Source organism: Pedobacter jamesrossensis, assembly GCF_042650905.1.
GTDB lineage: Bacteria > Bacteroidota > Bacteroidia > Sphingobacteriales > Sphingobacteriaceae > Pedobacter > Pedobacter jamesrossensis.
On the sequence record NZ_JBHSBY010000032.1, the window covers coordinates 1 to 24,653 of the forward strand.

The 24,653-nt window shown below is 34.2% G+C and carries 22 protein-coding genes; 13 read left to right on the top strand and 9 right to left on the bottom strand.

The genetic code is table 11. The annotated features are described in order from the left end of the window. Positions 1–220: 220 nt before the first annotated feature. Positions 221–2,422: a B12-binding domain-containing radical SAM protein gene (locus ACFOUY_RS06285; RefSeq protein ID WP_378959626.1), complete on the bottom strand. Its 2,202-nt coding sequence runs from the start codon at positions 2,420–2,422 to the stop codon at positions 221–223. Positions 2,423–2,641: 219 nt separating this feature from the next. On the opposite strand from ACFOUY_RS06285, the gene ACFOUY_RS06290 reads away from it, so the two are divergent. Further along, on the top strand, positions 2,642–3,358 hold the full coding sequence (locus tag ACFOUY_RS06290; protein WP_378959627.1) for a hypothetical protein: 717 nt from the start codon (positions 2,642–2,644) through the stop codon (positions 3,356–3,358). 51 nt (positions 3,359–3,409) lie between these two features. Here ACFOUY_RS06290 and ACFOUY_RS06295 read toward each other — a convergent pair whose 3' ends face one another. Next, entirely contained in the window at positions 3,410–4,600 is a 1,191-nt protein-coding gene (locus tag ACFOUY_RS06295) for a BaiN/RdsA family NAD(P)/FAD-dependent oxidoreductase (RefSeq protein ID WP_378959628.1), read from the bottom strand. 215 nt (positions 4,601–4,815) lie between these two features. Here ACFOUY_RS06295 and ACFOUY_RS06300 point away from each other — a divergent pair, with 215 nt between their 5' ends. From ACFOUY_RS06300 to ACFOUY_RS06310, 3 genes are read left to right on the top strand one after another with little or no spacing between them, the layout of a single operon-like run. Continuing rightward, the gene (locus ACFOUY_RS06300) at positions 4,816–5,955 is read left to right on the top strand and encodes a 5-(carboxyamino)imidazole ribonucleotide synthase (RefSeq protein WP_378959629.1); all 1,140 of its coding nucleotides are present in this window, start codon (positions 4,816–4,818) and stop codon (positions 5,953–5,955) included. A 32-nt stretch (positions 5,956–5,987) separates the two neighbouring features. Next, positions 5,988–6,482, top strand: a complete 495-nt coding sequence (gene purE / locus ACFOUY_RS06305) for a 5-(carboxyamino)imidazole ribonucleotide mutase (RefSeq protein WP_378959630.1) — start codon at positions 5,988–5,990, stop codon at positions 6,480–6,482. Between the two features lie 20 nt (positions 6,483–6,502). Then, positions 6,503–6,817, top strand: coding sequence for a nucleotidyltransferase family protein (locus ACFOUY_RS06310; protein ID WP_378959631.1), 315 nt, complete (start codon positions 6,503–6,505; stop codon positions 6,815–6,817). Positions 6,818–7,001: 184 nt separating this feature from the next. Here ACFOUY_RS06310 and ACFOUY_RS06315 read toward each other — a convergent pair whose 3' ends face one another. Beyond that, positions 7,002–7,565, bottom strand: coding sequence for a YqgE/AlgH family protein (locus ACFOUY_RS06315; protein WP_378959632.1), 564 nt, complete (start codon positions 7,563–7,565; stop codon positions 7,002–7,004). Positions 7,566–7,611: 46 nt separating this feature from the next. Between ACFOUY_RS06315 and pdxH the strand changes: the two genes are divergently transcribed. The 4 genes from pdxH (at position 7,612) to ACFOUY_RS06335 (ending at position 12,014) form a co-directional block, all read left to right on the top strand. Continuing rightward, positions 7,612–8,262 carry a pyridoxamine 5'-phosphate oxidase gene (pdxH, locus tag ACFOUY_RS06320; protein WP_378959696.1) on the top strand — a complete coding sequence of 217 codons (651 nt, stop codon included), beginning with the start codon at positions 7,612–7,614 and terminating at the stop codon, positions 8,260–8,262. A 56-nt stretch (positions 8,263–8,318) separates the two neighbouring features. Further along, positions 8,319–9,215: a 3-hydroxybutyryl-CoA dehydrogenase gene (locus tag ACFOUY_RS06325; protein ID WP_378959633.1), complete on the top strand. Its 897-nt coding sequence runs from the start codon at positions 8,319–8,321 to the stop codon at positions 9,213–9,215. A gap of 31 nt (positions 9,216–9,246) precedes the next feature. After that, the gene (ruvB, locus tag ACFOUY_RS06330) at positions 9,247–10,269 is read left to right on the top strand and encodes a Holliday junction branch migration DNA helicase RuvB (RefSeq protein ID WP_378959634.1); all 1,023 of its coding nucleotides are present in this window, start codon (positions 9,247–9,249) and stop codon (positions 10,267–10,269) included. A gap of 236 nt (positions 10,270–10,505) precedes the next feature. Continuing rightward, a complete protein-coding gene (locus ACFOUY_RS06335; RefSeq protein WP_378959635.1) occupies positions 10,506–12,014 on the top strand; it encodes a carbon-nitrogen hydrolase family protein in 1,509 nt (502 codons plus the stop codon). 68 nt (positions 12,015–12,082) lie between these two features. Here ACFOUY_RS06335 and ACFOUY_RS06340 read toward each other — a convergent pair whose 3' ends face one another. Next, on the bottom strand, positions 12,083–12,289 hold the full coding sequence (locus ACFOUY_RS06340) for a hypothetical protein (RefSeq protein ID WP_378959636.1): 207 nt from the start codon (positions 12,287–12,289) through the stop codon (positions 12,083–12,085). 152 nt (positions 12,290–12,441) lie between these two features. Between ACFOUY_RS06340 and queG the strand changes: the two genes are divergently transcribed. Continuing rightward, positions 12,442–13,374: a tRNA epoxyqueuosine(34) reductase QueG gene (gene queG, locus ACFOUY_RS06345; RefSeq protein ID WP_378959637.1), complete on the top strand. Its 933-nt coding sequence runs from the start codon at positions 12,442–12,444 to the stop codon at positions 13,372–13,374. 2 nt (positions 13,375–13,376) lie between these two features. Continuing rightward, complete coding sequence (locus ACFOUY_RS06350; RefSeq protein WP_378959638.1) at positions 13,377–14,225, top strand: hypothetical protein; 849 nt, start codon at positions 13,377–13,379, stop codon at positions 14,223–14,225. Here ACFOUY_RS06350 and ACFOUY_RS06355 read toward each other — a convergent pair. Genes ACFOUY_RS06355 through ACFOUY_RS06365 form a run of 3 tightly spaced genes read right to left on the bottom strand, consistent with a single transcriptional unit; the run spans position 14,222 to position 17,505 of the window. Next, positions 14,222–16,081 (bottom strand): M1 family metallopeptidase, encoded by a 1,860-nt coding sequence (locus ACFOUY_RS06355; RefSeq protein ID WP_378959639.1) that lies wholly within the window; start codon positions 16,079–16,081, stop codon positions 14,222–14,224. The two genes, ACFOUY_RS06350 and ACFOUY_RS06355, sit on opposite strands and share 4 nt — an antisense overlap. A 60-nt stretch (positions 16,082–16,141) precedes the next feature. Beyond that, positions 16,142–16,513, bottom strand: a complete 372-nt coding sequence (locus ACFOUY_RS06360; protein WP_378959640.1) for a GxxExxY protein — start codon at positions 16,511–16,513, stop codon at positions 16,142–16,144. 47 nt (positions 16,514–16,560) lie between these two features. After that, complete coding sequence (locus ACFOUY_RS06365; protein ID WP_378959641.1) at positions 16,561–17,505, bottom strand: exonuclease domain-containing protein; 945 nt, start codon at positions 17,503–17,505, stop codon at positions 16,561–16,563. Positions 17,506–17,553: 48 nt separating this feature from the next. Between ACFOUY_RS06365 and ACFOUY_RS06370 the strand changes: the two genes are divergently transcribed. Next, positions 17,554–19,665: a DUF3857 domain-containing protein gene (locus tag ACFOUY_RS06370; protein WP_378959642.1), complete on the top strand. Its 2,112-nt coding sequence runs from the start codon at positions 17,554–17,556 to the stop codon at positions 19,663–19,665. Position 19,666: 1 nt separating this feature from the next. Beyond that, complete coding sequence (locus ACFOUY_RS06375; protein ID WP_378959643.1) at positions 19,667–21,574, top strand: DUF3857 domain-containing protein; 1,908 nt, start codon at positions 19,667–19,669, stop codon at positions 21,572–21,574. A 146-nt stretch (positions 21,575–21,720) separates the two neighbouring features. Here the strand turns inward: ACFOUY_RS06375 and ACFOUY_RS06380 are convergent, their stop codons facing one another. Next, positions 21,721–23,172, bottom strand: a complete 1,452-nt coding sequence (locus tag ACFOUY_RS06380; protein WP_378959644.1) for an SDR family oxidoreductase — start codon at positions 23,170–23,172, stop codon at positions 21,721–21,723. Between the two features lie 216 nt (positions 23,173–23,388). Here ACFOUY_RS06380 and ACFOUY_RS06385 point away from each other — a divergent pair, with 216 nt between their 5' ends. Then, positions 23,389–24,174, top strand: a complete 786-nt coding sequence (locus tag ACFOUY_RS06385; protein WP_378959645.1) for a murein L,D-transpeptidase catalytic domain family protein — start codon at positions 23,389–23,391, stop codon at positions 24,172–24,174. Here ACFOUY_RS06385 and ACFOUY_RS06390 read toward each other — a convergent pair. Continuing rightward, positions 24,171–24,611: a hypothetical protein gene (locus tag ACFOUY_RS06390; protein WP_378959646.1), complete on the bottom strand. Its 441-nt coding sequence runs from the start codon at positions 24,609–24,611 to the stop codon at positions 24,171–24,173. The two genes, ACFOUY_RS06385 and ACFOUY_RS06390, sit on opposite strands and share 4 nt — an antisense overlap. Positions 24,612–24,653 lie beyond the last annotated feature (42 nt).

The window sequence follows — 24,653 nt, forward strand, 5'->3', positions numbered from 1 at the left end:
TCCACCAGGATATATCACAATCAAAGAGGGGTTAGATAAGTTTAACCAACAATTTATAGTTTACGCGCAAATAATGGAATATAAAGATGTGTGTAAAGATTAGCTTTAAGAGAGGGAGACAAAGGATGAAGAGAATGCAGTTTTGAGCTAAAAGCAGCTCTCTTCAAGTAGAGTGTTGCATAAAAGAACAAATATTGGTGGCTTACAAAGGGTTAGGTAGTTACAGCACCAACAACCTAAACTCCCTCAAAGTATTAACTGGCTTTGAATACCAGAACAATTCAAAGTTTTCTATCTTGTTTTCAAAATCTGCTTTAACTTCCTGAAAAGAATAAATTTTATCGCCAGAAACTTTGATTTTTTCCAAGATAGAAACCAACCACTCTCCCTCATTTTTATTGGTTTGAATGGTAAAACTTTCCTTTTTATCGTGAAAAGTAATTGATGCAATTTGCCAAGTACTACCTTTTTTTGTTTTGGTAAAAAAATCAATCTCAGGTTTACTACCTAACCAAACCACTTTTGCAGTTGGCTTGATATTGAAGTTATTATCTTCAATTAATGCTTTTTCAATAAAATCAGCAGAGATTTTAGTTTTCGGAATCTTAAAGTCAAACCAATCCTGTAGCTCATAATCAAAGCAAATTCCATGCATAAAATTGAAAAGCGATTTCTTGAGCCCAAAGCTAAATTTATTATGATCTATGCCAGTTTTATCGATGTAATTGATGTCGTTATTTGCAAAAGTCCCCATGGTTTCCGTTTCTTTTACCACGCCGAATTTCTCGGGATACATCCCTACCGGACTATGCGCAGTCATGGCAAACTGGTGCCAAAAACCAGACTGTAAAATGCCCATTTCGAATAACTGGCGAACCATTTCCAAACTATCAACCGTTTCCTGAATGGTTTGTGTAGGATAACCATACATTAAGTAAGCATGAACCATAATGCCAGCCTCCGTAAAATTTCGGGTAACTTTAGCCACTTGTTCAACGGTAACACCTTTATCAATTAGCTTTAATAACCTATCAGATGCGACTTCTAATCCGCCAGAAACGGCAATACAGCCAGATGCTTTTAACAAAAAGCACAAATCTCGTGTAAAGCTTTTTTCAAAGCGGATATTTGTCCACCAAGTAACGGAGATTTTTCTCCTTAAAATTTCCAAAGCAACTTCACGCATTAATGCTGGCGGTGCAGCTTCATCCACAAAGTGAAAACCATTTTGCCCGGTTTTGAGAGATAACTCTTCAATCCTATCTACAATTTGTTTTGCCTGAACAGGCTCATAAACCTTGATGTAATCTAAAGAAATATCGCAAAAAGTGCATTTACCCCAATAACAACCGTGTGCCATGGTTAATTTGTTCCATCTACCATCGCTCCACATTCTGTGCATTGGGTTTACAATTTCGATTACAGAAATGTATTTATCCAAAAGCAAACCTGAATAATCTGGGGTGCCTACATCGGCTTGCTTGTAATCTTTTCTAAAAGAATCGTTTTTGTAAACAACAACATCATTTTCTAGTAAAAACGTACGCTTATACATCTGCCTCTCTATCGGAACTTGTCCGCAGATATTCTGAATGAGCAATTCTATCGGAAGTTCTCCATCATCCAAAGTGATAAAATCGAAAAATTCGAAAACCCGTTTATCCGAAAGTGAGCGTAATTCTGTATTAGGAAAACCGCCACCCATTGAAATTTTAATTTCTGGATGGTATTTTTTAACCCATTGTGCCGAACGAAAAGCGCTATATAAATTCCCTGGAAAAGGAACCGAAATCAAAAACAATTTAGGCTGAACAGTTTCGATATATTCATTTAAAATCGAAATTAGGATTTTATCGATATAGCTTGGCTCCTGTTTTAAAGCATTATAAAGTTCATCGAAAGAGTTTGCACTTCTACCCAAACGTTCTGCATATCGACTGAAACCGAAGTTTTCATCAACACATTCTACAATAAAATCAGAAATATCTTCAAGATAAAGTGTTGCTAAATGTTTGGCTTTATCCTGCGTTCCCATTGCACCAAAAGCCCAATCTAATTCTTCCAGCTGAGCAAATCTTGAGGCTTGTGGCAAAAAATCATCACCACAAATCTGCAGCGCTAAAGTTGGGTTTTTTCCTTGCAGAAAATCAATAACTGAATCAATGGTTTTTAAATATTCATCTTTCAGTGCTAAAATCCGCTTTGAATTGGTACTTAAAGCGCTTCGACTATGCTCAGTTTGACAGAATAAATCATTCAACCCCTTTTTTGAGAATAATTCAATAATTACTTCAATACCTAAATCAGCTTGTGTAGAACTAATGTTTTTGGTGTTAAGAAAGCCTTTTATATACGCCGTTGCTGGATAAGGTGTATTCAGTTGGGTAAAAGGCGGTGTAATGATGAAAAGTTCTGTCTTCAAAAGAAATATTTAAAATGCAAAAGTACGGGATTTTTAGAAGTAGTGTTCTTCATGGTGAATTTATTTTACAAGCCGATTTCGTTTCATAAGGTCTTGTAGCTACTACGTGGTCTACATTTATTTTGCAATACAACCCTGAAATCAATTAGGTTTGATGGATGTCTACAGACTAAAAACTATAAAATCACGTTTTATGACTACATCAACGCCATTTATTGAATGAAATTTTTACTACTCCTTTTATCTATACTTTTTGTACAACCTTCTTTTGCTCAAAAATCATTTATTTTTCCGAAGGTAAAGACACAAGGTTTATCAGTAGAGCAATTAACACCTGCAAACTGGACCATCATTGAAACGGCAAATGGTGATTTAAACAATGATGGAGTTGATGACTTAGCTTTAATTTTCGAATCGAATAAAGTTATTGATGAAACGCGGACTTATGGTGATAATAATTCGGAAATCATTAAAGAAACCCAAAAGCCACGTATTTTAGCTATTTATTTTATAGATAAAGCTACTGGAGATTATCGCTTATCTGCACAAAACAACGATTTTATTTTACGTTCTGAAGAGGGTGGCAAACTCGGCGATCCCTTGCAACAAATTGCAATTAAAGATCAGCAGTTGTATTTACGTTTTCAAGGTGGTGCAGAATGGCGTTGGGAAATGGGCTACACTTTTAAATTTCAAAACAAAGATTGGTTTTTAACCAGTGCGATAAATCTTTATTTTAATCAAAATACTGGCGATATGACGGAACGGATTTATGATTTTAATACGCGTGAGTTATTTACAACCGTTGGGAATTTACATAGAAGAGACGTTGCGAATAGAAAAACAAGTGAGGTCTTATATTTTTCACAGCTGAGAACTTTTAAAACATTTAAAAAGCCGTGGGCATGGGAAATTATGCCAAATGTTTATTTGTAGGATTATTGCCCAGACCTTATAGGTTTTAAAAACCTATAAGGTCTATCTTAGTTAAATATTCTGCGCTATTACAAAACCACTTGCCCAAGCCCACTGGAAATTATAACCACCAAGCCAACCAGTAACATCCATACACTCGCCACCAAAAAAAAGGTTTGGAATTTTCTTACATTCTAAAGTTTTCGAAGAAATTTCATTGGTATCAATTCCGCCACGCATAACCTCAGCTTTATCATAACCTTTATCGCCGGCTGGCTTAACTTTAAAATGATGGATAGTTTGTTCAATTAAATCAATTTCGGCTTTAGTTAAAGAGGCAACTGGCTTATTTAATGGTAAAAACTTACCCAAGGCATCTGTAAATTTCTTAGTATAAAAACGGTTTAACAAAGTTGATAACAAGATTTTTCCATTCGATTTACGTTCTTCATCTAATAAGGAAATAATATTTTCTGCTGGAAGAAGATTTAAATTAATGACCTCGCCCCTACGCCAAAAGGTAGAAATCTGCAAAATTGCTGGTCCGCTTAAACCCCAATGCGTAAACAAAATATTTTCTTCGAAGGAAATCTCATCATTACTCACTTCGCAAAAAACAGAATTACCAGAAAGCTGTGCAAACCATTCTTCATCTTTCCCAGTAATGGTTAGTGGAACTAAAGCCGGGGCTGTTTCAACTATTATTAAATCGTGTTTGCGGGCAAAACGTAAAGCAAAATCGGTTGCACCCATTTTTGGAATGGGTAAACCTCCCGTTGCAATAACCAATTTTTGAGAAGTTAGAGTAATAGTTTTCCCGTTCTTTTCATAGCTTACTTCAAAGCCATTCGGTAAAATTTCAATGTCTTTTACATCGGCTTTTGTTCTAATTTCTTGTCCAAAATCAGCACAGATTGAAGTAAAAACTTCTACTACATCTTTTGAGTTTTTATTATCAGGGAACAATTGCCCCAAAGTTTTTTCTTTGCCGTTAATGCCGTAGGTTTCAAAAAAACTAATGGTATCATCAATCGTCCACTGGTTAAAAGCCGATTTTATGAAATGCGGATTTGCTGAGATAAACTGTTCTGATGATGCAAATTGATTAGTATAATTGCATCGGCCGCCACCAGAAATTAGGATTTTAGCGCCTGGTTTTTCGTTCTTTTCGAGCACGATAACTTTTTTACCCATGTAGCCCGCTTGCACTGCACACATTAATCCGCAAGCTCCGGCTCCAATAATTATCGCATCTGCATTCATTTTACAAAGTTATAGGTTTTAAGCAATAGGTTTTAAGTTTAGTTGGTATTAGTGCCAATTTAGTTTCTAATTAGCCCCGATTGTAACAAAAAGCGAGACTGAATTTCAATAGTTCCAATAGACTGCACTAATAAAAAATCGACCATTTGATTGAATAAAAACCCGATTGGCGTTTAATTTTTGTTATTTTTGCGACTTAAAAATCTCTTTTATTGATGGCAAAACAGATAAGTGAATTAAAGTTAGGTATTTTAGGTGGTGGGCAATTGGGTAGAATGCTTATTCAGCAGGCAATTAACTACAACGTAACTTCTTTGGTTCTTGACCCTGACCCAGATGCACCTTGTAAACATATAGCAAACTACTTCGAAAACGGTTCGATTACCGATTTTGATACGGTTTACAATTTCGGAAAGAAAGCAGATATTATTACTATTGAAATTGAAAAAGTAAATATTGAAGCCTTAGAACAGCTTGAAAAAGAGGGGAAACAGGTTTTTCCGCAATCGAGAGTTATCCGTTTAATTCAGGATAAAGGTGTTCAGAAACAGTTTTTTAAAGAAAACGACATCCCAACATCTCCTTTCCAAATTGTGAATACAAAGGAAGATATGGAAAACAGCAATATTCCTTTTCCGTATATTTTGAAACTGCGTAAAGATGGTTACGATGGTAAAGGCGTAATGCGAATTAACAGCGCCGAAGATTTAAAAGCTGCTTTTGATGCGCCTTGTATTATCGAAAAGCTTGTGGATTTTGAAAAGGAAGTGGCAGTAATTGTTGCCCGTAATTCGAAAGGTGACATGAAAACTTTCCCTATGGTAGAGATGGAATTTAACCCAGAGGCTAACTTGGTGGAGTTTTTAATTTCGCCATCTACTTATGCTGAAAGTTTGCAACAAAAAGCAGAAAACATTGCGAAGAATATCGCATCTGGAATGAATATTACAGGCATTTTAGCCGTAGAAATGTTTGTTTGCAGAGATGGCGAAATATTAGTGAACGAGGTTGCTCCTCGTCCGCATAATAGCGGTCACCAAACCATTGAGGGCAATTATGTTTCGCAATTTGAACAACATTTACGTTCGATATATAACTTACCATTAGGCGACACAACCAGTATTACCAATGCCGTAATGATTAATTTACTTGGAGAAAAAGGCTCGGAAGGTGTTGCCAAATACGAAAATTTAGAAAAGATTTTAGCTATTGATGGTGTTTTTGTTCATTTATATGGGAAAAAATATACTAAACCATTCCGAAAAATGGGGCATGTAACTATTGTAGATATTGATAGAGAAAAAGCTATTGAAAAGGCTAGATACGTGCAAAAAACTTTAAGGGTTATAGCGTAAAAGAAAAGAACAGGATAAAAGATTAAAGAAATATGAGCGTAAAAGTTGGAATAATTATGGGTAGCAAATCTGATTTACCTGTAATGCAAGATGCTGCTGATGTATTAAAGGAATTTGGAATTAATTACGAAATCACGGTTGTATCTGCACACAGAACTCCAGAACGCATGTTTAACTATGCTAAGGAAGCTGCTTCTCGTGGTTTAAAAGTAATTATTGCTGGTGCTGGTGGTGCTGCACATTTACCGGGTATGGTTGCCTCGATTACTACTTTGCCAGTTATTGGCGTTCCGGTAAAATCATCAAATTCTATCGATGGTTGGGACAGTATTTTATCAATTTTACAAATGCCAAATGGTATTCCGGTTGCTACGGTAGCCTTAAATGCTGCAAAAAATGCTGGTTTATTGGCTGCTCAAATTTTAGCTACCGCTGATGAATCTTTAACAGTAAAAATGCAAACTTATAAAGATGAACTAAGAAGAAAAGTTGAGGAAAGTGCAGCAGAAATGGATAATAATATTTAAAAAATGCTATTTTTGATAATATGGAACCTATTCTAAATAAAGAAAAAATTGTCGAAACATTAAAAAAAGAAGCTAAAAAGCTTGCTGATTTTGGTGTATTAGAAATTGGATTATTTGGTTCCTTTATTCGCAATGAGCAAACCATAAATAGCGATATAGATTTGCTAATAGATATTAAAAAAGAAAAAAAAACATTTAAAAACTTTATGTCTTTAAATTATTTTTTAGAAGATATTTTTAAGCGAAAAGTAGAGCTGGTTACAAAACAATCATTAAGTCCTTTTATTGGGCCTCATATTTTAAAGGCTGTAGAATATGTCGCTCTTCCAAATTGAATTTTTAAAACATATTCTTGCTGAATGTAATTATCTAATTGGTGAAAGTAAAGAAACTAATGTTGAACAATTAATAGCCAATGAAAGGTTAACGAGAGCTGTATGTAGAAGTTTAGAAATAATTATACTTTCCGAAAAGTAAATAATCTTTACAACTTAACACTTATAAACTTTCTAAATAAAACTAATTCAAACTTGGGTCGATAGGGAAATTGCTTACATGTGCATATTTCGGCCCCAAGTTTACAATTACATCTCTCCAAAGTTTTTCATCATCATTGCCAAAAATAATATCGGGATGAGAAATATCGCTAACCATCCATGCATTTTGCTCTATTTCTTTTTTTAACTGTCCGTTGTCCCATCCAGAATAGCCCATAAAGAACTTTACTTCATCTTCTTCAATAGCATTATTATTGATGAGAATTTTTAGCGTTTCGAAATTTCCTCCCCAATAAATTCCATTCCCAATTTCATCGCCACTTTGTAATTTATCATACGCCCGGTGAATAAAATGAAGCGTATCTGCTGCAACTGGTCCGCCAAAATAAATTTGATTATCTGCAGCCCACAAATCCTGAATGATATCTTTCAGCAGCAAATTTCCAACTTGATTTAAGATATAACCTACAGAACCATCATCGCCATGTTCGGTTAAAAGTACAACCGACCTCTTGAAGTTTGGGTCTGCCATGAAGGGCTCAGAAATAAGTAATCGGCCAGTTTTTGGTTTTATATTATTAAGCATGACGATAATCATTTGTAGCACCGTAAAAGATGCCTATTTTTGTTTTATGCAAGTTACAAATGAATTTTTACAAAACCTGCGCCAAGATTATAAAAGCGCCACGTTGGATGAGTCTGACGTAGATAACAATCCTATTAATCAGTTTAAAAAATGGTTTGACCACGCTGTTGAAGCACAGGTTTATGAACCTAACGTAATGACTTTAGCTACTGCTGATAAAGCTGGGAAACCAGATGCCCGCATTGTTTTGCTAAAAGGTGTTGATGAGGATGGTTTCAGATTCTTCACTAATTACCTAAGCGCTAAAGGCAAAGAGCTTAAACGTAATCCTTATGCAGCTTTAGTTTTCTTTTGGCCAGATTTAGAACGACAAGTACGTATTGAAGGCACAGTTGAAAAATTGGATAAAGAAACATCGGAGGAGTATTTTAAAACCAGACCAGTAGCGAGCCAAATTGGTGCCGTTGCCTCTCCTCAAAGCCAGATTATACCAAATAGACAGGTGTTGGAAGAAAAGTTTGAAGAACTAAAAGCAAAAAGTGAAAATAAAGATATTGTTAAACCGGCCCATTGGGGTGGTTATATTGTAAAACCTACACGGATAGAATTTTGGCAAGGCAGGCGCAGCAGGTTGCACGATAGAATAAACTTTGAATTAATAAAAGGAAGTTGGGTTAAATCGAGATTAGCTCCTTAATAAATTTGATTGAATTTTAATCTTCAATAACCAATTAGTATTAAAAATAACTAAATATGATAAAAAATATATCAGTAATCGGGTCGGGAACAATGGGAAATGGCATTGCACATACCTTTGCTCAATTCGGATATCAGGTAAACCTAATTGATATTAATCAACCTGCATTAGATAAAGCTTTACAAACAATTACTAAAAATTTAGACAGACAAGTTACTAAAGGAACTTTAACTGAAACTCAAAAGGCAGAAACTTTAAACAATATTAAAACTTTTACTTCAACAGAAGATGGTGTAAAAACCGCTAATTTAATTGTTGAGGCTGCGACTGAGAACATCGATTTAAAACTAAAAATTTTTAAAGATTTAGATGGCTTCGCTCCTGCTGATGCTATTTTAGCTTCAAACACATCATCCATCTCCATTACTCAAATTGCGGCTATCACCAATCGTGGAGATAAAGTTATCGGAATGCACTTTATGAATCCGGTTCCAGTAATGAAATTAGTTGAGGTTATTCGTGGATACCAAACCAGTGATGAAACAACGAATACCATAATGAAACTTTCCGAAAGTTTACAAAAAACGCCCGTAGAAGTAAATGATTATCCTGGTTTTGTTGCTAACCGTATATTAATGCCAATGATAAATGAAGCCGTATACACCTTGTACGAAGGTGTTGCTGGTGTTTATGAAATTGATACAGTTATGAAATTAGGTATGGCACACCCAATGGGTCCATTGCAACTAGCCGATTTTATTGGTCTTGATGTTTGCCTTGCTATATTAAAAGTTTTACATGATGGCTTTGGTAATCCAAAATATGCACCTTGTCCTTTGCTTGTAAATATGGTTGCGGCAGGTAAAAAAGGAGCTAAAACTGGCGAAGGTTTTTATCAATATACTTCGGACTCTAAAGAATTAGTTGTGGCTAACAAATTCAAAAAATCCTAATTTTTTTAGCATTTAATTTTATATTTGCTCTATGAATGAAAATCTAGATCCTGAAGCTTCAAACCTTACGCCTACCGATAGAGATATTGAAAGGGTTCTGCGCCCGCAGGCTTTTGAAGATTTTACCGGACAGGAAAAAGTGATGGAGAATCTGAAAATTTTTGTTCAAGCGGCAAAACTTCGCGGCGAAGCCTTAGATCATGTTTTGTTACATGGTCCTCCGGGGTTAGGTAAAACAACTCTATCACATATTATAGCCAATGAAATGGCTACAGGGATTAAGGTAACTTCTGGTCCTGTATTAGATAAACCAGGCGATTTGGCTGGTTTGTTAACTGGTTTAGATGAAGGTGATATTTTATTTATAGATGAAATTCATCGTCTATCGCCTTTGGTTGAAGAATATTTGTACTCCGCAATGGAAGATTTTAAGATAGATATTATGCTTGAAACTGGCCCAAATGCCCGTTCTGTACAAATATCACTAAATCCTTTCACCTTAGTAGGAGCGACAACACGTTCTGGCTTATTAACAGCACCTTTACGGGCCCGCTTTGGGATTAATGCCCGTTTAGCTTATTATGACGCCAAACTTTTAACCACGATTGTGCTTCGTTCATCTGATATTTTAAAAACACCAATAAGTGATGAAGGTGCCTATGAAATTGCTCGTAGAAGCCGCGGTACACCTCGTATTGCCAATGCACTTTTACGCCGCACCAGAGATTTTGCTCAAATAAAAGGAAACGGAAATATAGATACTGAAATTGCTCGTTATGCTTTGAATGCCTTAAATGTTGATGAGCATGGCTTAGATGAAATGGATAACAAAATTCTGGTTACAATCATCGATAAGTTTAAAGGCGGCCCGGTTGGTTTAAAAACCATTGCAACTGCAGTTGGCGAAGATGAAGGTACAATAGAAGAAGTTTACGAACCTTTTTTAATTCAAGAAGGATATATTATGCGTACTTCTCGCGGTCGGGAAGTTACTGAAGCAGCCTACAAACATTTGAAGAAAAATTATCCTGGGCAAACTGGTAAATTGTTTTAATCCATTTTATTATTTACAGCTTTTAATTTTTTGCAAAAACTTTGATCTTAAACGGGATGGCAGCGATATCCTTTTGCTTTTTTTTTAAGCAAAAGATTTAGCGTACAGCCCGACTGAAGAATCCGATTAAATACTTGCTTTCGTTTACAAAATAAAAAATAAATAAGTTCCAAATTGTGCCGCTGAATGAAACATTAAGGGCACTTTGCTGTTCAGAAGATAGAAACCAACAAATTATGAATATTGAATTACGTAAGTTAACGCTCGAAGATTATGCCGATTTAAAAGAATCGATGTCACAAGCATACGACAGCATGGGCGGTTCTATCTGGCCAAAATCGAGTATTGCAAAACTTTTAAATATTTTCCCAGAAGGGCAGCTTTGTATTGCCGTTGATGATAAAGTTGTAGCCTGCTCGTTAGCTATTATAGTTGAATATGATGAATACGGCGACAGACATACCTATAAATTAATAACTGGTGATTATTCCTTTTCAACTCACGACCCAAATGGAGATACCCTTTACGGAATTGAAATTTTTGTTCATCCAGATTTCCGTGGTCTACGTTTAGGTCGCAGATTATACGAAGCCCGTAAAGAACTTTGTGAAAGTTTAAATTTAAAAAGTATTATTGCTGGTGGAAGAATTCCGGGTTATCATACTTATGCTGAAACATTAACGCCGAGGCAATACATCGATAAAGTTAAGGCAAAAGAAATTTACGATCCTACCCTTACCTTCCAAATTTCTAATGATTTTCACGTAAGAAAAGTACTTAAGAATTATCTTCCAGGTGATAAAGAATCGAAAGAATACGCTACCCTAATTGAGTGGAATAATATCTACTATCAAGGTATAGATGCATCTGCCCGCTCTGCAATGACAATTCGTTTAGGCTTAGTGCAATGGGAAATGCGTTTGTTCCCTGATATGGATGTGTTTTATGAGCAGGTTGAGTTTTTTGTTGATGCATTGAGCGGATACAAATCAGACTTTATTATGTTCCCGGAGTTGTTTAACACGCCACTATTACAGCCTTATAATCATTTGCCAGAAATTGAAGCGATGCGTAAGCTTGCAGAAAAGACAAAGGAAATTGTGGATAGAATGCATGAATATGCTTTGAGCTACAATGTAAATATCATTACAGGTAGTATGCCGCTTTTAGATAATGGAAAACTTTACAATGCAACTTATTTATGCCACAGAACAGGAAAGATAGATGAGTACAGAAAAATTCACATCACACCTAACGAACAGAAATATTATGGGATGATCGGGGGCGATAAGGTTCAGGTTTTTGATACTGATTGTGGTAAAATTGGAATTTTAATTTGTTACGATGTTGAGTTTCCTGAACTAAGTCGTATTTATGCTGATCAAGGTATGCAGATTTTATTTGTCCCTTTCTTAACCGATACACAAAATGGTTACACCCGTGTTAGGCATTGTGCGCAAGCAAGAGCAATTGAAAACGAATGTTATGTTGCTATTGCTGGTTGCGTAGGTAATTTACCAAAGGTTAATAATATGGATATTCAATTTGCGCAATCGGCCGTATTTACGCCATCGGATTTTGCTTTCCCAACAAATGCGGTTAAAGCCGAAGCAACGCCAAATACGGAAATGGTTTTAGTAGTTGATGTTGATCTACATCTTTTAGATGAATTGCACCATTATGGAACTGTGAAGGTATTAAAAGATAGAAGAACCGATTTGTATCAGGTTAATTTATTGAAATAAAATTTAGCTATAAAAAATGCCGGTTACATCACTAACCGGCATTTCAAATTTACTAAAGCTAATTATTTTTACTTTCTAAGTGCAAACCATACAATTAAACCAATTATAACGGCAATTGGTAAAATCCACTTCATCACAGAACCTGCACCATTTTCATCTTTTTCAGTAACAGCAGGTTTTGCTGGTCCTGGGTTTTCTTTATGACTTTCGTAATCTTGCTCAATCGGTTTTGGAGCTTCTCCACTTTCCGTATGTTTTGGATCTATGTTTTCCATTAGTTAATATTTTAATGCGTTAATTAAAGCCTTATTGCATTTCAAATAGGATTTGAAAATAGGTTCGGCTCATATTTAATTATTTAGTTTTCAAAATAAGAACAAGCGATTAGGCAAAAGGTTTTAATCCTAAGCCTTATCTTTGCAAAATCATGTATAACAATTCTGCAAAATATAGCAAGCTTATAAAAGATGAGGCCATACGCCTCGGCTTTTTAGATTGTGGTATTGCGAAGGCAGAATTTTTGGAAGAAGAAGCTCAGAGATTAGAAAAATGGTTGGATAACAATCATCACGGCGAAATGAAATACATGGAAAATTACTTTGATAAAAGATTGGATCCTCGCTTACTTGTTGATGATGCGAAATCGGTAATTTCCCTTTCTCTAAATTATTATACAGACGATAAGCAACAAGACCAAAATGCGCCAAAAATCTCTAAATATGCATATGGGAAAGATTATCACACGGTAATTAAGGATAAATTAAAAGAATTAATATTTTTTATTGAAGAACATATTGGTGAAGTTTCTGGTCGTGCTTTTGTAGATTCGGCACCTGTTTTAGATAGAGCCTGGGCTAAACGTTCTGGCATTGGCTGGATTGGGAAAAATTCTAATCTAATTAGTAAACAAAACGGTTCTTTCTTTTTTCTTGCAGAGTTAATCATCGATTTAGAATTAGATTACGACCATCCATTTCAAACCGACCATTGTGGCACTTGTACCAGATGCCTTGATGCATGTCCTACAGACGCCATTATTGCGCCGCAAGTTGTTGATGGTAGCAAGTGTATTTCATACTTAACTATCGAACTGAAAAACGAAATTCCATCAGAATTTAAAGGTAAAATGGATAACTGGATGTTCGGTTGCGATATTTGTCAGGATGTTTGCCCTTGGAACCGTTTTTCGAAAGTACATAATGAAGAAGCTTTTAAGCCAGAAAGTGGATTACTGGATTTAAACGCGAAAGAACTTACAGAAATTACCGATGAAGTATTTAAAAAGGTATTTAAAGGCTCTGCAGTTAAACGGACAAAGTTTACAGGTTTAAAAAGAAATATAGATTTTCTAAAATCTTAAAAATGGTTAGGATAAAATTGATTATCTTTTTCATGCTTTTTGTTCAGGTTTTAAGTGCACAAACGCTGCATCTTAGAAAAAGAAAAGCAAATGCATTAGAAGGCAAAGCTTTTGCTTTGACTATTAATGATAGTACTTTGAGCTTAAAGGATAGAGAAGATATTATTTTAAAAGAAATAAGACGAGGCAATGTTCCAGACTTTTTGAGGAATTTATATAAGTTAAATATTAAAGCAGATTCGACTGGTGCTGAAACAGTTTTTATTTCCATTTTTGTTTTACCGGATTATCTGTCGATTGGTAGCAATAATGATTTTTTTTATGTTCCGATGACACCAATATTGGCGCAAAGAATAGCAAATCTTACGAATTGTATTTTACCAACAAAATCTCTCGTCGATGATATTCATGTTGGGTCTGAAATAAAATTGAAACCCCAACCTATTAATCCTTCGAAAGCAATGACAACGGTTCCTGTTTTTATAGCACATACCGATTCTGTTTTAAATCAACTAGAACCCTTTTTGATAAAACACACAGCAGGAGCTTTAACTGCAGGAAATAAGAAAGATATTATTATTTCAAATAAAATTTATGGTGAACCAACGCCAAGAGTTGTTATTTATGGTTGGCATAAGCTAGATGGAAAAGCGATTCAACCCGTTTACAATAAACACACGAATACTTGGGCTGATTATAGTCATGGTGTTCGTTTAATTCAAAATAAAATTTATATCAACAACAAAAAAACGACTTTAAAAAGAGCTTTAACTAACCCTAAATTAAGTCGTTTTTTTAGTGAGGAAGGTGTAATCAAGAAACCTTACTATCCTGTTTATAGAAAATATTAATGCACTGAGAAAGTATTGTCACTCTTAACCTTATCTGGCGTATGTGGATTTCCCATTACGATTTTAGTTAATTTTTTAGCAGTTTTAATATCCACGGTAAAAGTGTTGTTCCCTTTTTCCCAAGCACCGATGGTACTGTGATTTTGCATGGAAGAACCGTCTTCAAAAGTTAATAACAAGTCAATTGGTAGCGCTTTAGTTCCTTTATTTTCAATAACAATAGCATAACCAGAATCTGTTTTATCCGCAGATTTTATGGCCATATCTACAACGCCGCCTTCAAAAAACCAAGGTTTCCAGAACCAGTTTAGATCTTTACCACTTCCTTCGTTCATACTGTAGAAGAAATCATAAGGCATTGGATGTTTACCATTCCAGTTTTTAATATAATTATGCAAAGCTTTTATAAACAGTTCATCACCTAAATAATCCTTAACAAAAAGATAAGCTAAACCTGGTTTTGGGTAAGAGTTTGTGAATGAACCAGAACCTTTTAAATCAGGCGTTAAAGTCATTATTGGCGAGTCATCTTTTCCTCCGGAGCTTGAAGCTGTTGGCTGAATGCCGTACTCATCAACAATTGTAGAATCTATCATTGGTGAGATTAGCCACTCGCCTATTGTTGCCCAACCTTCATCCATCCAGCCATATTTTGTTTCGTTGATGCCCATATAAAATGGGAACATGGTATGAAAAATTTCATGGTCTGTAAGCGTAATTGCATCTTCTCGTTTATCTACCGGATTATCATTTACCATCATTGGGTACTCCATTTGGTCTAAACCATCGAAAACAGTTTCATGGTTGTATGGATATGGCCATTTCGGAAATTTATAGCTCATCGCTTCGACGGTTTTGCGGGCAAAATTTACAACCTCATAATAATCTTTGTGTTTTGGATTAAAAACTGCGTCAACCCTGGTGCGCCTTTTTGTTGCTGAATCAACAATAAGGCTTGATGATTTCCATAAATAATGATCGCTCAAAGCAAAAACAAAATCGGTTACATTTTTCGCTTCAAATTTAAAAGTGTTGAAAGCTTTCGCCTGAGTTACTTTCTTATCCGCTAAATCTTTATCGGCAATCACATCTACAACAGCATCATTTTTTTCAGCAGAAGCTATTCTCGAAACAATATCTTTTTGAAAAACATCTGAAGCATTTTTTAAATCGCCGGTTGCCCAAACACCGTATCCACCAGGTACGGTAACCTCTGCATTAAAATTATCGAAATCGTTATAAAACTCCTCGGCACCTGTGTAAGGATATTTATTCCAGCCATTAACATCATCATAAACAGCAATTCTTGGAAAGAAATAAGCAACAAAGTGTGAGCCTTCATCTACTTGACCAGTACGCATATGCGAACCTTTATTTAAAGTATAATTATAAGTAATCGAAAATTTTATGGTTTTACCTGGTATAACAGCGGGAACGTTGACTGTCATGTTTGTTCCATCAATATTGAAATCTGAAATTCCTCTACCATTAGCAGCTAAACGCTCAATTGTAACCCCTTCACCTAAATCTGATTCAGCAAAACGTGCTTTTCTAGGCACACCCTTTTTGTATAAATTTGGATATAACTTAAACCAAATGGTTTTTAAAGTATCAGGACTATTATTGGTATAAACCACATCTACTTTTCCATTTAACAATCGGCTAACCGGATTAAAATTAACTTTTAGGTTGTAGTCAGATGTATTTTGCCAATACTTTTTACCCGGTTTTCCATCCATACTTCTCGTTTCCTGTTGATATGTTTTTTGAAAAACAGGTTCTATTGGAAGTTGAGTTTGTGCATTTAAAGTGCTAGCTCCAAGAATTAAGAGCGCAGATATTTTAAAAAATTTCATATTTATAGATTATTGCAACCACAGATGCACACAGATAAACACAGATTTTTTTTAATGAAATTAATAGCCATTAAGTATTCGCTTTATTTCTATTCTTGGCTTGCCAAAATTAATAAGCAAACCACATCTCTTATTACATGCTACCAAATAATTCATTAGTTGGGCTTGATGTATTTCATTTAGTTCTCTTATTGCTTTAATTTCTACAATAATCTCATCTTCTACAATAAGGTCTGCAAAATATTCTCCAACTATTTGGCTGTCGTAAAGAACGTTAAGAGGCTGTTGTTTTGTTACACGAAAATTATATTTCGAAACTTCTAAAAACATTGCGTTCTCATAAACCTTCTCTAAAAATCCAGAGCCTAAGGTATTTGATACGATGTATGCAGCGCCAATTATTTTTTCAGTTATAAGATTGAGTTCATCCAATTCGATTTAATTTATCTGTGTTTATCCTTTTTATCTGTGGTTAAAAATTACTTGCCAAATTTCATCTTCAACTGGTCAAGCATATCGTTATTTATTGGCTGAGCTGGTTTTTCCTGAGGTTTTGGTTTGTTATATTGTGGTTTATTTCCTTGAGGTTGTTGTGGTCTCGGCACTCTGTTTTCGTTTTTCTTTGCGTTAAACTTCGCCCACTCTTCATCTAATTTTTTCTTTGTGTAAAGGGGGAAATCGCCATTTTTCATCCAGGCGTAATAACTTGGTTCTACACTAAAAACTTGCTCAGTAGTTTTACCCTTATGTTTTCCGAAGTTAAAGCAAACCTCATCTTTATCGTTGTAAACTAATCTGCCAGCAAAATCTACTGGTTTATTAATATTTGTAAAAACGTGTAAAGCATCAACATCATTAACAACAGGTTTACTTTTTATTCCTTGCTTATTTTCAAATTCTTTATCAGCATACATATCTAACTGACCAAGCAAAACTTTATATGTTGCAATTACATCCGCTTCTGCAGCATGAGCGTTAACTAAATCTTCATTACAATAAAATTTATATGCAGCTTTCAGCGTTCTTTGCTCCATCTGGTGAAAAATATTTTGAACATCTACGAATTTTCTTCCGTTCATATCAAAATCTACTTCAGCTCTTAAAAACTCTTCTAAAAGCATCGGGATGTCAAACTTGTTAGAATTATATCCTGCGAGATCACTTTCTCCTAAAAACTCAGCAATTTCTACTGCTAATTCTTTAAAAGTTGGTTCGTTAACAATATCCTCATCATAAATACCATGTATTAAAGAAGTTTGCAACGGAATAGGCATCTCTGGATTAACACGCCACGTTTTAACAAGCTCGGTGCCATCTGGCATAGCTTTTAAAATAGCAATCTCTACAATTCTATCGGCACCAACATTAATACCAGTTGCCTCAAGATCAAAAAAAGCTAAAGGGCGTTTTAAATTTAATTTCATTATAATAAATATGAGATTGAGGCATTTGATTTAACAAAATTACCTGTAATGTTTATTTATTCAAAAGTGCTAAAAAGGTTTGGTTTGTTTTGTAAAATCTATCGCTTAATTGAAAAATATAATTATCAGATTATTTTAGAATATAACGCTGTAAATTTAAATTGCGATAAATTAACCAAACTCAAAATGCGTAAAATTTTCTTACTACTTTCTTTATCTATTTGTGTATTTACAACCTTTGCACAAAATTTTTCTTACGGGGTTATTACACATGATGATAACGACTTCGACAGGAATAAAATAGATAGTAATGCAAATGCTGTAGTTTTAAAAGAATTCGGAACATCTTCTATTCAAATAAACGACGGAACAGGCAGCTTAGAATTGATATTTGAATACCATGTAAAAATTAAAATTTATAATAAGGAAGGTTACAAACAAGCCAATATTGCTATTCCTAGCTATAAAGATGCTTCTAGAGAAGAATTTATAAATACAATTAAAGCATCTACTTTCAATTATGAAAATGGTCGTTTCGTAGAAACTATAATGGATAAGAAGGCCATTTTTAAAGAAAATAAATCAAAATACTGGTCTTCTACAAAATTTACACTTCCAAATATTAAAGATGGGTCGATAATAGAATATAGTTATCGTTTAGAGTCTCCAAATCTTTTCAATTTTAAAACATGGGAATTTCAAAGTGACATCCCTAAAGTTTATAGCGAGTATTTAGTATTCATTCCTGCTGTTTATAATTACAATGTTTCGCTTAGAGGATTTTACAAACTAAGTGATAATAAAAGTGAAATTGCTAAAGAATGCTTACGAATTAATGGTATTCCGATAGATTGTTCGAAGATTGCATACGTTATGAAAGATATCCCAGCATTTGTAGAAGAAAGCTATATGACTGCTGCAAGTAATTTTAAATCAGCAATTTATTTCGAATTATCTGATTGGCAAATGCCTGATGGCAGAAAGCAAAGTTATACTAAAAGCTGGAAAGATGTTGACTACGAGTTAACTTCTGAAAAAACTTTGGGCTCGCAAATGAAGCGGAAAGATGTTTTTAAAGATTTGATTCCTACCATTACTAAAAATACTACTGACGATTTAAGTAAAGCAAAAGCAATTTATGAATACATAAAAAAGCAAATTAAATGGAATAATTATTACGGAACCCGAAGCGATGATAACATTAAAAAAGCTTTGGATATACGCTCTGGCAATGTAGCTGATATTAATTTAAGTCTTATTTCAGCGTTATCCGCTGCCAATTTAGATGCTGAAGCAGTTATTTTATCAACCCGAGAAAATGGTACCGTAAACAAATTATATCCAATTATTAGCGATTTTAATTACCTCGTAGCAAAAGTAAATATTGGTGATAAAAGTTATCTTTTGGATGCAACTGAACCGCTCTTGCCATTTGGTTTGTTGCCTTTACGCTGCGTTAATGACCAGGGTCGGGTTATCAATCTAAAAAAACCATCATATTGGATAGATTTAACAGCTTTTCAAAAATCATCTACCAGCTACATTATGGATGCAAAATTAAATCCTGAGGGAAAAATTACAGGAACAATTACCACTCATAGCACAGGTTATGCCGCTTTTAACAAACGTAAAGAAATTAAAAAATTTAACTCTCCTGATGAATATGTAGAGAAGTTAGATGAACGCTTGCCTAAACTTCAGATTTTAAAACACGAAATAAAAAATATTGATAGCGTAGAAAACACGCTTACAGAAATTTATGAAATGGAGTTTTCGCCAATTGAAAATGCCACAAAAGATGATTTAAATTTTAGTCCGTTTTTTATAAATCCGGTGGGAAAAAACCCATTTAATTTAAACGAACGAACTTATCCTGTAGATTTAGGCTCTTCATCAGATGAGCGCATTGTAATAACCATTGCATTGCCTGGCAAATTTGACTTAATAGAAAAGCCAAAAGATATATCGATTGGTTTACCTAATGGCGGTGGAAGGTATTTATTAAAAACGACTATTGAAGATAACATTTTATCCTTCAGCCAAATGCTTCAACTTAATAAGGCTATCTATCAAGCAGAAGAATATCCGTATTTAAAGGAGTTTTACAGTAAGATTATTCAAAACCAAAAGTCGGATGTTTTACTAAAAAAACTAAAATAAAATGAAGCTATTACTTATATTTTCCAGTATCATTTTATGTTATTCTACAGTGTTTGGGCAAGATAATTACGATTCAGAGCTAATTCCTTCTAACTTAAAAAATCGGGCTAACGCAACCATTAGAAACGAAGAAACTGTTGTAGATATGCGCTCGCCTGATAACGTTATGCTAAGTGTTAAAAAGGCTATAACTGTTTACAATAAAAATGGAGAAAACGATGCGAGATTGGTACTTTTTTACGATAAAAATACAGCTATAAAAAGCATCAAGGGCGAAGTTTATAATGCATCAGGCATTTTAACCAAGAAATTTTCTCAAAGTAATTTCAGCGATGAAAGTGCTGCCGATGGTTTTTCTTTATTTGTTGATAGCCGTGTTAAGCACTACCTCCCATCAGAAAATATTTATCCTTACACAATCGTTTACAATTACGAAATTCGATACAAACAAAACTTAATTATTCGCGATTGGGTGCCGCAAACAGCAGATGATATTTCGGTTGAGAAAAGCAGTTATACATTTATATGTAAGCCAACTGATGAACTTAGAATTAAAGCCCAGAATTTTGCCGAAAAACCAGAAGAACAAATTAACGAGAAGCAAAAAACTTTAATTTGGAAAATTAGTAATATGGCTGCTGTTAAACCAGAGCCATTCAGTCCGGATAGAGATACTCATCAAACAACTATAAAAATAGCAGCTAAAGAATTTACTTATTATAATCATAAAGGAAGTTATACAAATTGGCAGGAGTTGGGTAAATGGGTTTATGATGATTTGCTTAAAACCCGTAAAACACTAGCACCCGCAACAGTAGAATTAATTAAAGATTTAGTAAAAAACGAGAAGACAGATACTGATAAAGCGAGAAAGATTTATCAATACATGCAAGATAAAACCCGTTATATCAGTGTCCAAATTGGCATAGGTGGTTTTCAGCCGGTTTCTGCTGCCGATGTAGATAGACTTGGTTATGGCGATTGCAAGGCTTTAGTAAACTACATGCAAAGCCTTTTAGATGTAGTTGGCATCGATTCTTATTATTGCGTTGTTGAGGCTGGAAATCAAAAAGCAAGCCTCGACCCTACTTATGCAAGTATGGTGCAGGGAAATCACATTATTTTATGTATGCCACTCAAAGGAGATACAACTTGGTTAGAATGTACAAATCAAAAAATCCCTTTTGGATTTTTAAGCACATTTACGGATGATAGAACTGTTCTTGCTTGTACCGCAGATGGCGGTAAACTGCTAAAAACACCAAAATTAAGTACAGAGAATAATCAACAGATTAGAAACGGAACAATTACTATATTTCCGAATGGTGATGCTAAGGGAAATATTAAAACTGTTTTTAAAGGTTCGCAATATGATAATAACGAAGAGATTATAGGCAAGCCATTCACTGAGCAACAAAAGCTTTTAACAGATGTTTATAATATTGATAATATAAATTTCAGTGCGGTTAACTATGTTCAGAAAAAAGATATAAACCCCGAAGTAATTGAAAATATTGCAATAAGTATTAGAAGTTACGCTGCGATAAATAATGGCAGAATGTTTATAAAGATAAATGCCTTTAATACACAAAACGCTGTTACTGAAGTTAGGAACAGGACTCAGCCCGTTTACATTAACCGAGGTTTTACCGATGAAGACACAATTGTTTATAATTTACCAGATGAGGTAATGACTAATATTTTGCCTGAGAATGACAAAAAATACAAAACAGTTTTTGGAGAATATACGATGAAAGCAAGTTTAGAAGGCAAAAAATTAACTTACTATAGAAAACTTGTAATGAATGATGGCACTTTCCCAGCTTCAAGTTATGCCGAATTTTATAAGTTTATTACTGATGTTAATTCTGCCGATGGCTTAAAAATAATTCTTAACTTAAAAAAATAATTCCCAATCCTATACCAATAATCATAATTAAATACATAATAATTTCTGTAGAAGCAAAACGTTTATATTTAGTCCAGAAAGAATAATCGTTATCTTGATTTGGCATTATTATTTATTTACTGGCAAAAATAGGGTTTTTAAAATAATTATTTTGCATTAGGTTTATAGGTTGTAATTTGCTTTGCCATGCCTTTAAAAAGAACGATATGAAATGGCCACATTGCATACCAATACATTCTTCCCCACAAGCCTTTTGGCCTGAATGTAGCTATTTGAGAAAGAAAAGCCTGACCATGAAAATCTATTAGTTTCAATTCTAACCAAGCTTCGCCAGGAACTTTCATTTCCGCGTAGAGTAACAGTCTTTTACTTTTTTTATCAGCTAGCAAAACCCTCCAAAAATCTAAAACATCACCAGCTTGAATATCTGTATTGCTAGTTCTTCCTCTTCTGGTACCAACGCCACCAAACATTTTATCTAAGAGACCCCTAAACTGCCAAAGCCAATCCATATAATACCAACCCCTGTTTCCTCCAATGCTCCAAATATTTTCAAAAACCTCTTCAGCTTTGCGTTCGAAAGGCATTCTAACCTTGTATTCTAATGTTCCATTTTGAGGAACTTTTATCTGATCCATAAAATTCGATTGCAAGTAACCTCTATTTAAGGCATCTTTCCAACTCGAAACAATAGAATTTTGGTCAATTTTTTCGAAGGCAAGGTGCAACGATTCTGCGTATGTTAAACATTTTCTTGGTACAACATTATGTATTCGGTCATCCTTACAAACCACTTCATTTTTCATGCTATCAACCAAACTCCTGGCCAATGAATATGGTACAGGCGTTATCATATTTAACCATAACGATGATAATCTGGGTGTTAAAACAGGAACAGTAACTATCCATCTTTTTAACTGTCGCTCGTTGGCATAGCCCATCATCATTTCCCGATAGGTTAAAATATCAGGTCCGCCTATATCAAAGGTTTGGTTATATGCTTTTTCGTTATGTAAAACACCAAGTAAATAGGCTAAAACATCTCTTATACCAATTGGCTGGCACTTTGTTTTTACCCATTTTGGGGTTATCATAAATGGAATTTTCTCCGTTAAATCCCTTATAATTTCGAAAGACGCACTGCCAGAGCCAATAATTATTGCAGCTCTTAAAATTGTGCAGGCTACTCCTGATAATTTCAACTCTTCTTCTACTGCCAACCGCGAGCCTAAATGTTTAGAGAGATGCTCATCATTTGCGATTCCTGTTAAATAAATGATTTGCTTACAATTGGTTTCTTTTATTGCCGATGAAAAATTTGCTGAAGACTTCCTTTCCATATCATCAAATTCAGAACCACTCGATGACATAGAATGAACTAAATAATAAGCGGCTTCAATATTTTCCGGAATTACTTTTAAACTTTCGGGGTTAAGTAAATCGCCTTCGATAATTGTAACCTGTTCACATAAATCAGATAGTGCAACAAATCGTCTCTTATCGCGAACCATGCAAATAATTTCGTGTTTTTCTTCTAAAAGTAAAGGCAATAACCTTGTACCAATGTAACCGTTTGCACCTGTAAGTAATATTTTCATAAATTATTATCTAATTTATTAAACACAAGAAAACTTTCTTTGTTAGGGTTGTTGTTAAATTGTTTTATTAAAAACATTCCATTAAGTTTTAAAATCGCGAATTGAAGTCATAAGAATGTCAAGACTAACTAATTCAACAACATGTATCATGAGCGTTACAATAATAATCATAAATAACCGTATAAGTAGTTCATTATCATCTACAAAGATCCCTGAATGAATAAAAACATAATGGGCATAGTTAAGACCATTTTATTGGTGATTAGCATTGTCGGTACAAGTTGGAAAGCGGTAGAGCATCCACTAAATAATCAAGATAATATTAATAGACTTAGAACCGATAGTCTTTATAATGAATATATTTTGAATTTATATCATACGGTTCATCTAGATTCTACAGGTTTAAATATAAATGTTTTCGAAAAGGCATTAACGGGGTTCTATAATTTTAAATCATCTGGTTTCCTTCATAATAAATCCATTTTAACTATTGCTGATTTTGACCAGGAAAGTTGTAAAAAAAGACTTTATATTATCGATTTAGATAAAAAAGAATTGGTTCTAAACACTTGGGTTGCGCATGGGCAAAATAGCGGTGGCGATAAACCTTCATACTTTTCGAATGCCGTAAATTCTAATACAAGCAGCGTTGGTTTTTATTTAACTGGTGAGATATATTCCGGAAAACACGGTCGTTCTTTAAAACTCGATGGTATGGATTACGGTTTTAACAACAATGCAAGAGAACGAGCAATAGTAATTCATGGTGCTGATTATGTGAGCCAACAAAGCATAAATCAATTAGGAAGATTAGGAAGAAGCCAGGGTTGCCCTGCTGTTTCTTCTAAATTAATCAACACAGTTATTAATACAATTTCTGATAAAACAGTGCTATTTATTAATAGTTCATCGTTAAATTATACTTCTCAATACTTAAATGAAACATTGGCCGCCAACGAAGTTTTAAATCAGGAAGAAGTTTTAGCGGCTAATATTGATTAATTTTTAAGGTTCTTATTACTGATATTTTTCGGTAAAACCCATGATATGGGCGATTTAAAATTTGATAAAAAATCCCAAATCCAACGGTTACTATCTAGTTCTCGTTCTCCGCAATCGATTATTGCTGCCCGCTCTATACCTTTCATTAAAATATTTTGAATCCATTTTATTTTAATATTTCGATGAAAAAGTAAACCATAATAATCGCAATAAACATGTGCCCAAATTTCTACCATTAAAGATTCGTTATGGATATTTAATGGCTTATCAAATTCGCTTTTATAATCTTCTTTTATAACTTTAATTAATTGAAATGTACGTGTTTTAGCGCCACCATCCAGATATCGCCACAAACCATTATCACTTTTTAGCCGAATTATTCCTTCCTCAAGCTTTACCTTAATTTTGCAGTTTTCTAATTCGTAAATCTTATCCATTTATTAAAATTATAGTAATTAGACACTTCAAGACCAAAATTG

Excerpts from the sequence above, each read along its gene's own strand:
- ACFOUY_RS06335 (WP_378959635.1), top strand. The coding sequence starts at position 10,506 with ATGAATATTGAATTACGTAAGTTAACGCTCGAAGATTATGCCGATTTA.
- pdxH (WP_378959696.1), top strand. The coding sequence starts at position 7,612 with ATGCAAGTTACAAATGAATTTTTACAAAACCTGCGCCAAGATTATAAA.
- ACFOUY_RS06365 (WP_378959641.1), bottom strand. The coding sequence starts at position 17,505 with ATGAAATTAAATTTAAAACGCCCTTTAGCTTTTTTTGATCTTGAGGCA.
- purE (WP_378959630.1), top strand. The coding sequence starts at position 5,988 with ATGAGCGTAAAAGTTGGAATAATTATGGGTAGCAAATCTGATTTACCT.
- ACFOUY_RS06390 (WP_378959646.1), bottom strand. The coding sequence starts at position 24,611 with ATGGATAAGATTTACGAATTAGAAAACTGCAAAATTAAGGTAAAGCTT.
- ACFOUY_RS06310 (WP_378959631.1), top strand. The coding sequence starts at position 6,503 with ATGGAACCTATTCTAAATAAAGAAAAAATTGTCGAAACATTAAAAAAA.
- ACFOUY_RS06350 (WP_378959638.1), top strand. The coding sequence starts at position 13,377 with ATGGTTAGGATAAAATTGATTATCTTTTTCATGCTTTTTGTTCAGGTT.
- ACFOUY_RS06290 (WP_378959627.1), top strand. The coding sequence starts at position 2,642 with ATGAAATTTTTACTACTCCTTTTATCTATACTTTTTGTACAACCTTCT.
- ACFOUY_RS06325 (WP_378959633.1), top strand. The coding sequence starts at position 8,319 with ATGATAAAAAATATATCAGTAATCGGGTCGGGAACAATGGGAAATGGC.
- ACFOUY_RS06340 (WP_378959636.1), bottom strand. The coding sequence starts at position 12,289 with ATGGAAAACATAGATCCAAAACATACGGAAAGTGGAGAAGCTCCAAAA.
- ACFOUY_RS06380 (WP_378959644.1), bottom strand. The coding sequence starts at position 23,172 with ATGAAAATATTACTTACAGGTGCAAACGGTTACATTGGTACAAGGTTA.
- ACFOUY_RS06370 (WP_378959642.1), top strand. The coding sequence starts at position 17,554 with ATGTTTATTTATTCAAAAGTGCTAAAAAGGTTTGGTTTGTTTTGTAAA.
- queG (WP_378959637.1), top strand. The coding sequence starts at position 12,442 with ATGTATAACAATTCTGCAAAATATAGCAAGCTTATAAAAGATGAGGCC.
- ACFOUY_RS06295 (WP_378959628.1), bottom strand. The coding sequence starts at position 4,600 with ATGAATGCAGATGCGATAATTATTGGAGCCGGAGCTTGCGGATTAATG.
- ACFOUY_RS06315 (WP_378959632.1), bottom strand. The coding sequence starts at position 7,565 with ATGCTTAATAATATAAAACCAAAAACTGGCCGATTACTTATTTCTGAG.
- ruvB (WP_378959634.1), top strand. The coding sequence starts at position 9,247 with ATGAATGAAAATCTAGATCCTGAAGCTTCAAACCTTACGCCTACCGAT.
- ACFOUY_RS06300 (WP_378959629.1), top strand. The coding sequence starts at position 4,816 with ATGGCAAAACAGATAAGTGAATTAAAGTTAGGTATTTTAGGTGGTGGG.
- ACFOUY_RS06375 (WP_378959643.1), top strand. The coding sequence starts at position 19,667 with ATGAAGCTATTACTTATATTTTCCAGTATCATTTTATGTTATTCTACA.
- ACFOUY_RS06385 (WP_378959645.1), top strand. The coding sequence starts at position 23,389 with ATGAATAAAAACATAATGGGCATAGTTAAGACCATTTTATTGGTGATT.
- ACFOUY_RS06355 (WP_378959639.1), bottom strand. The coding sequence starts at position 16,081 with ATGAAATTTTTTAAAATATCTGCGCTCTTAATTCTTGGAGCTAGCACT.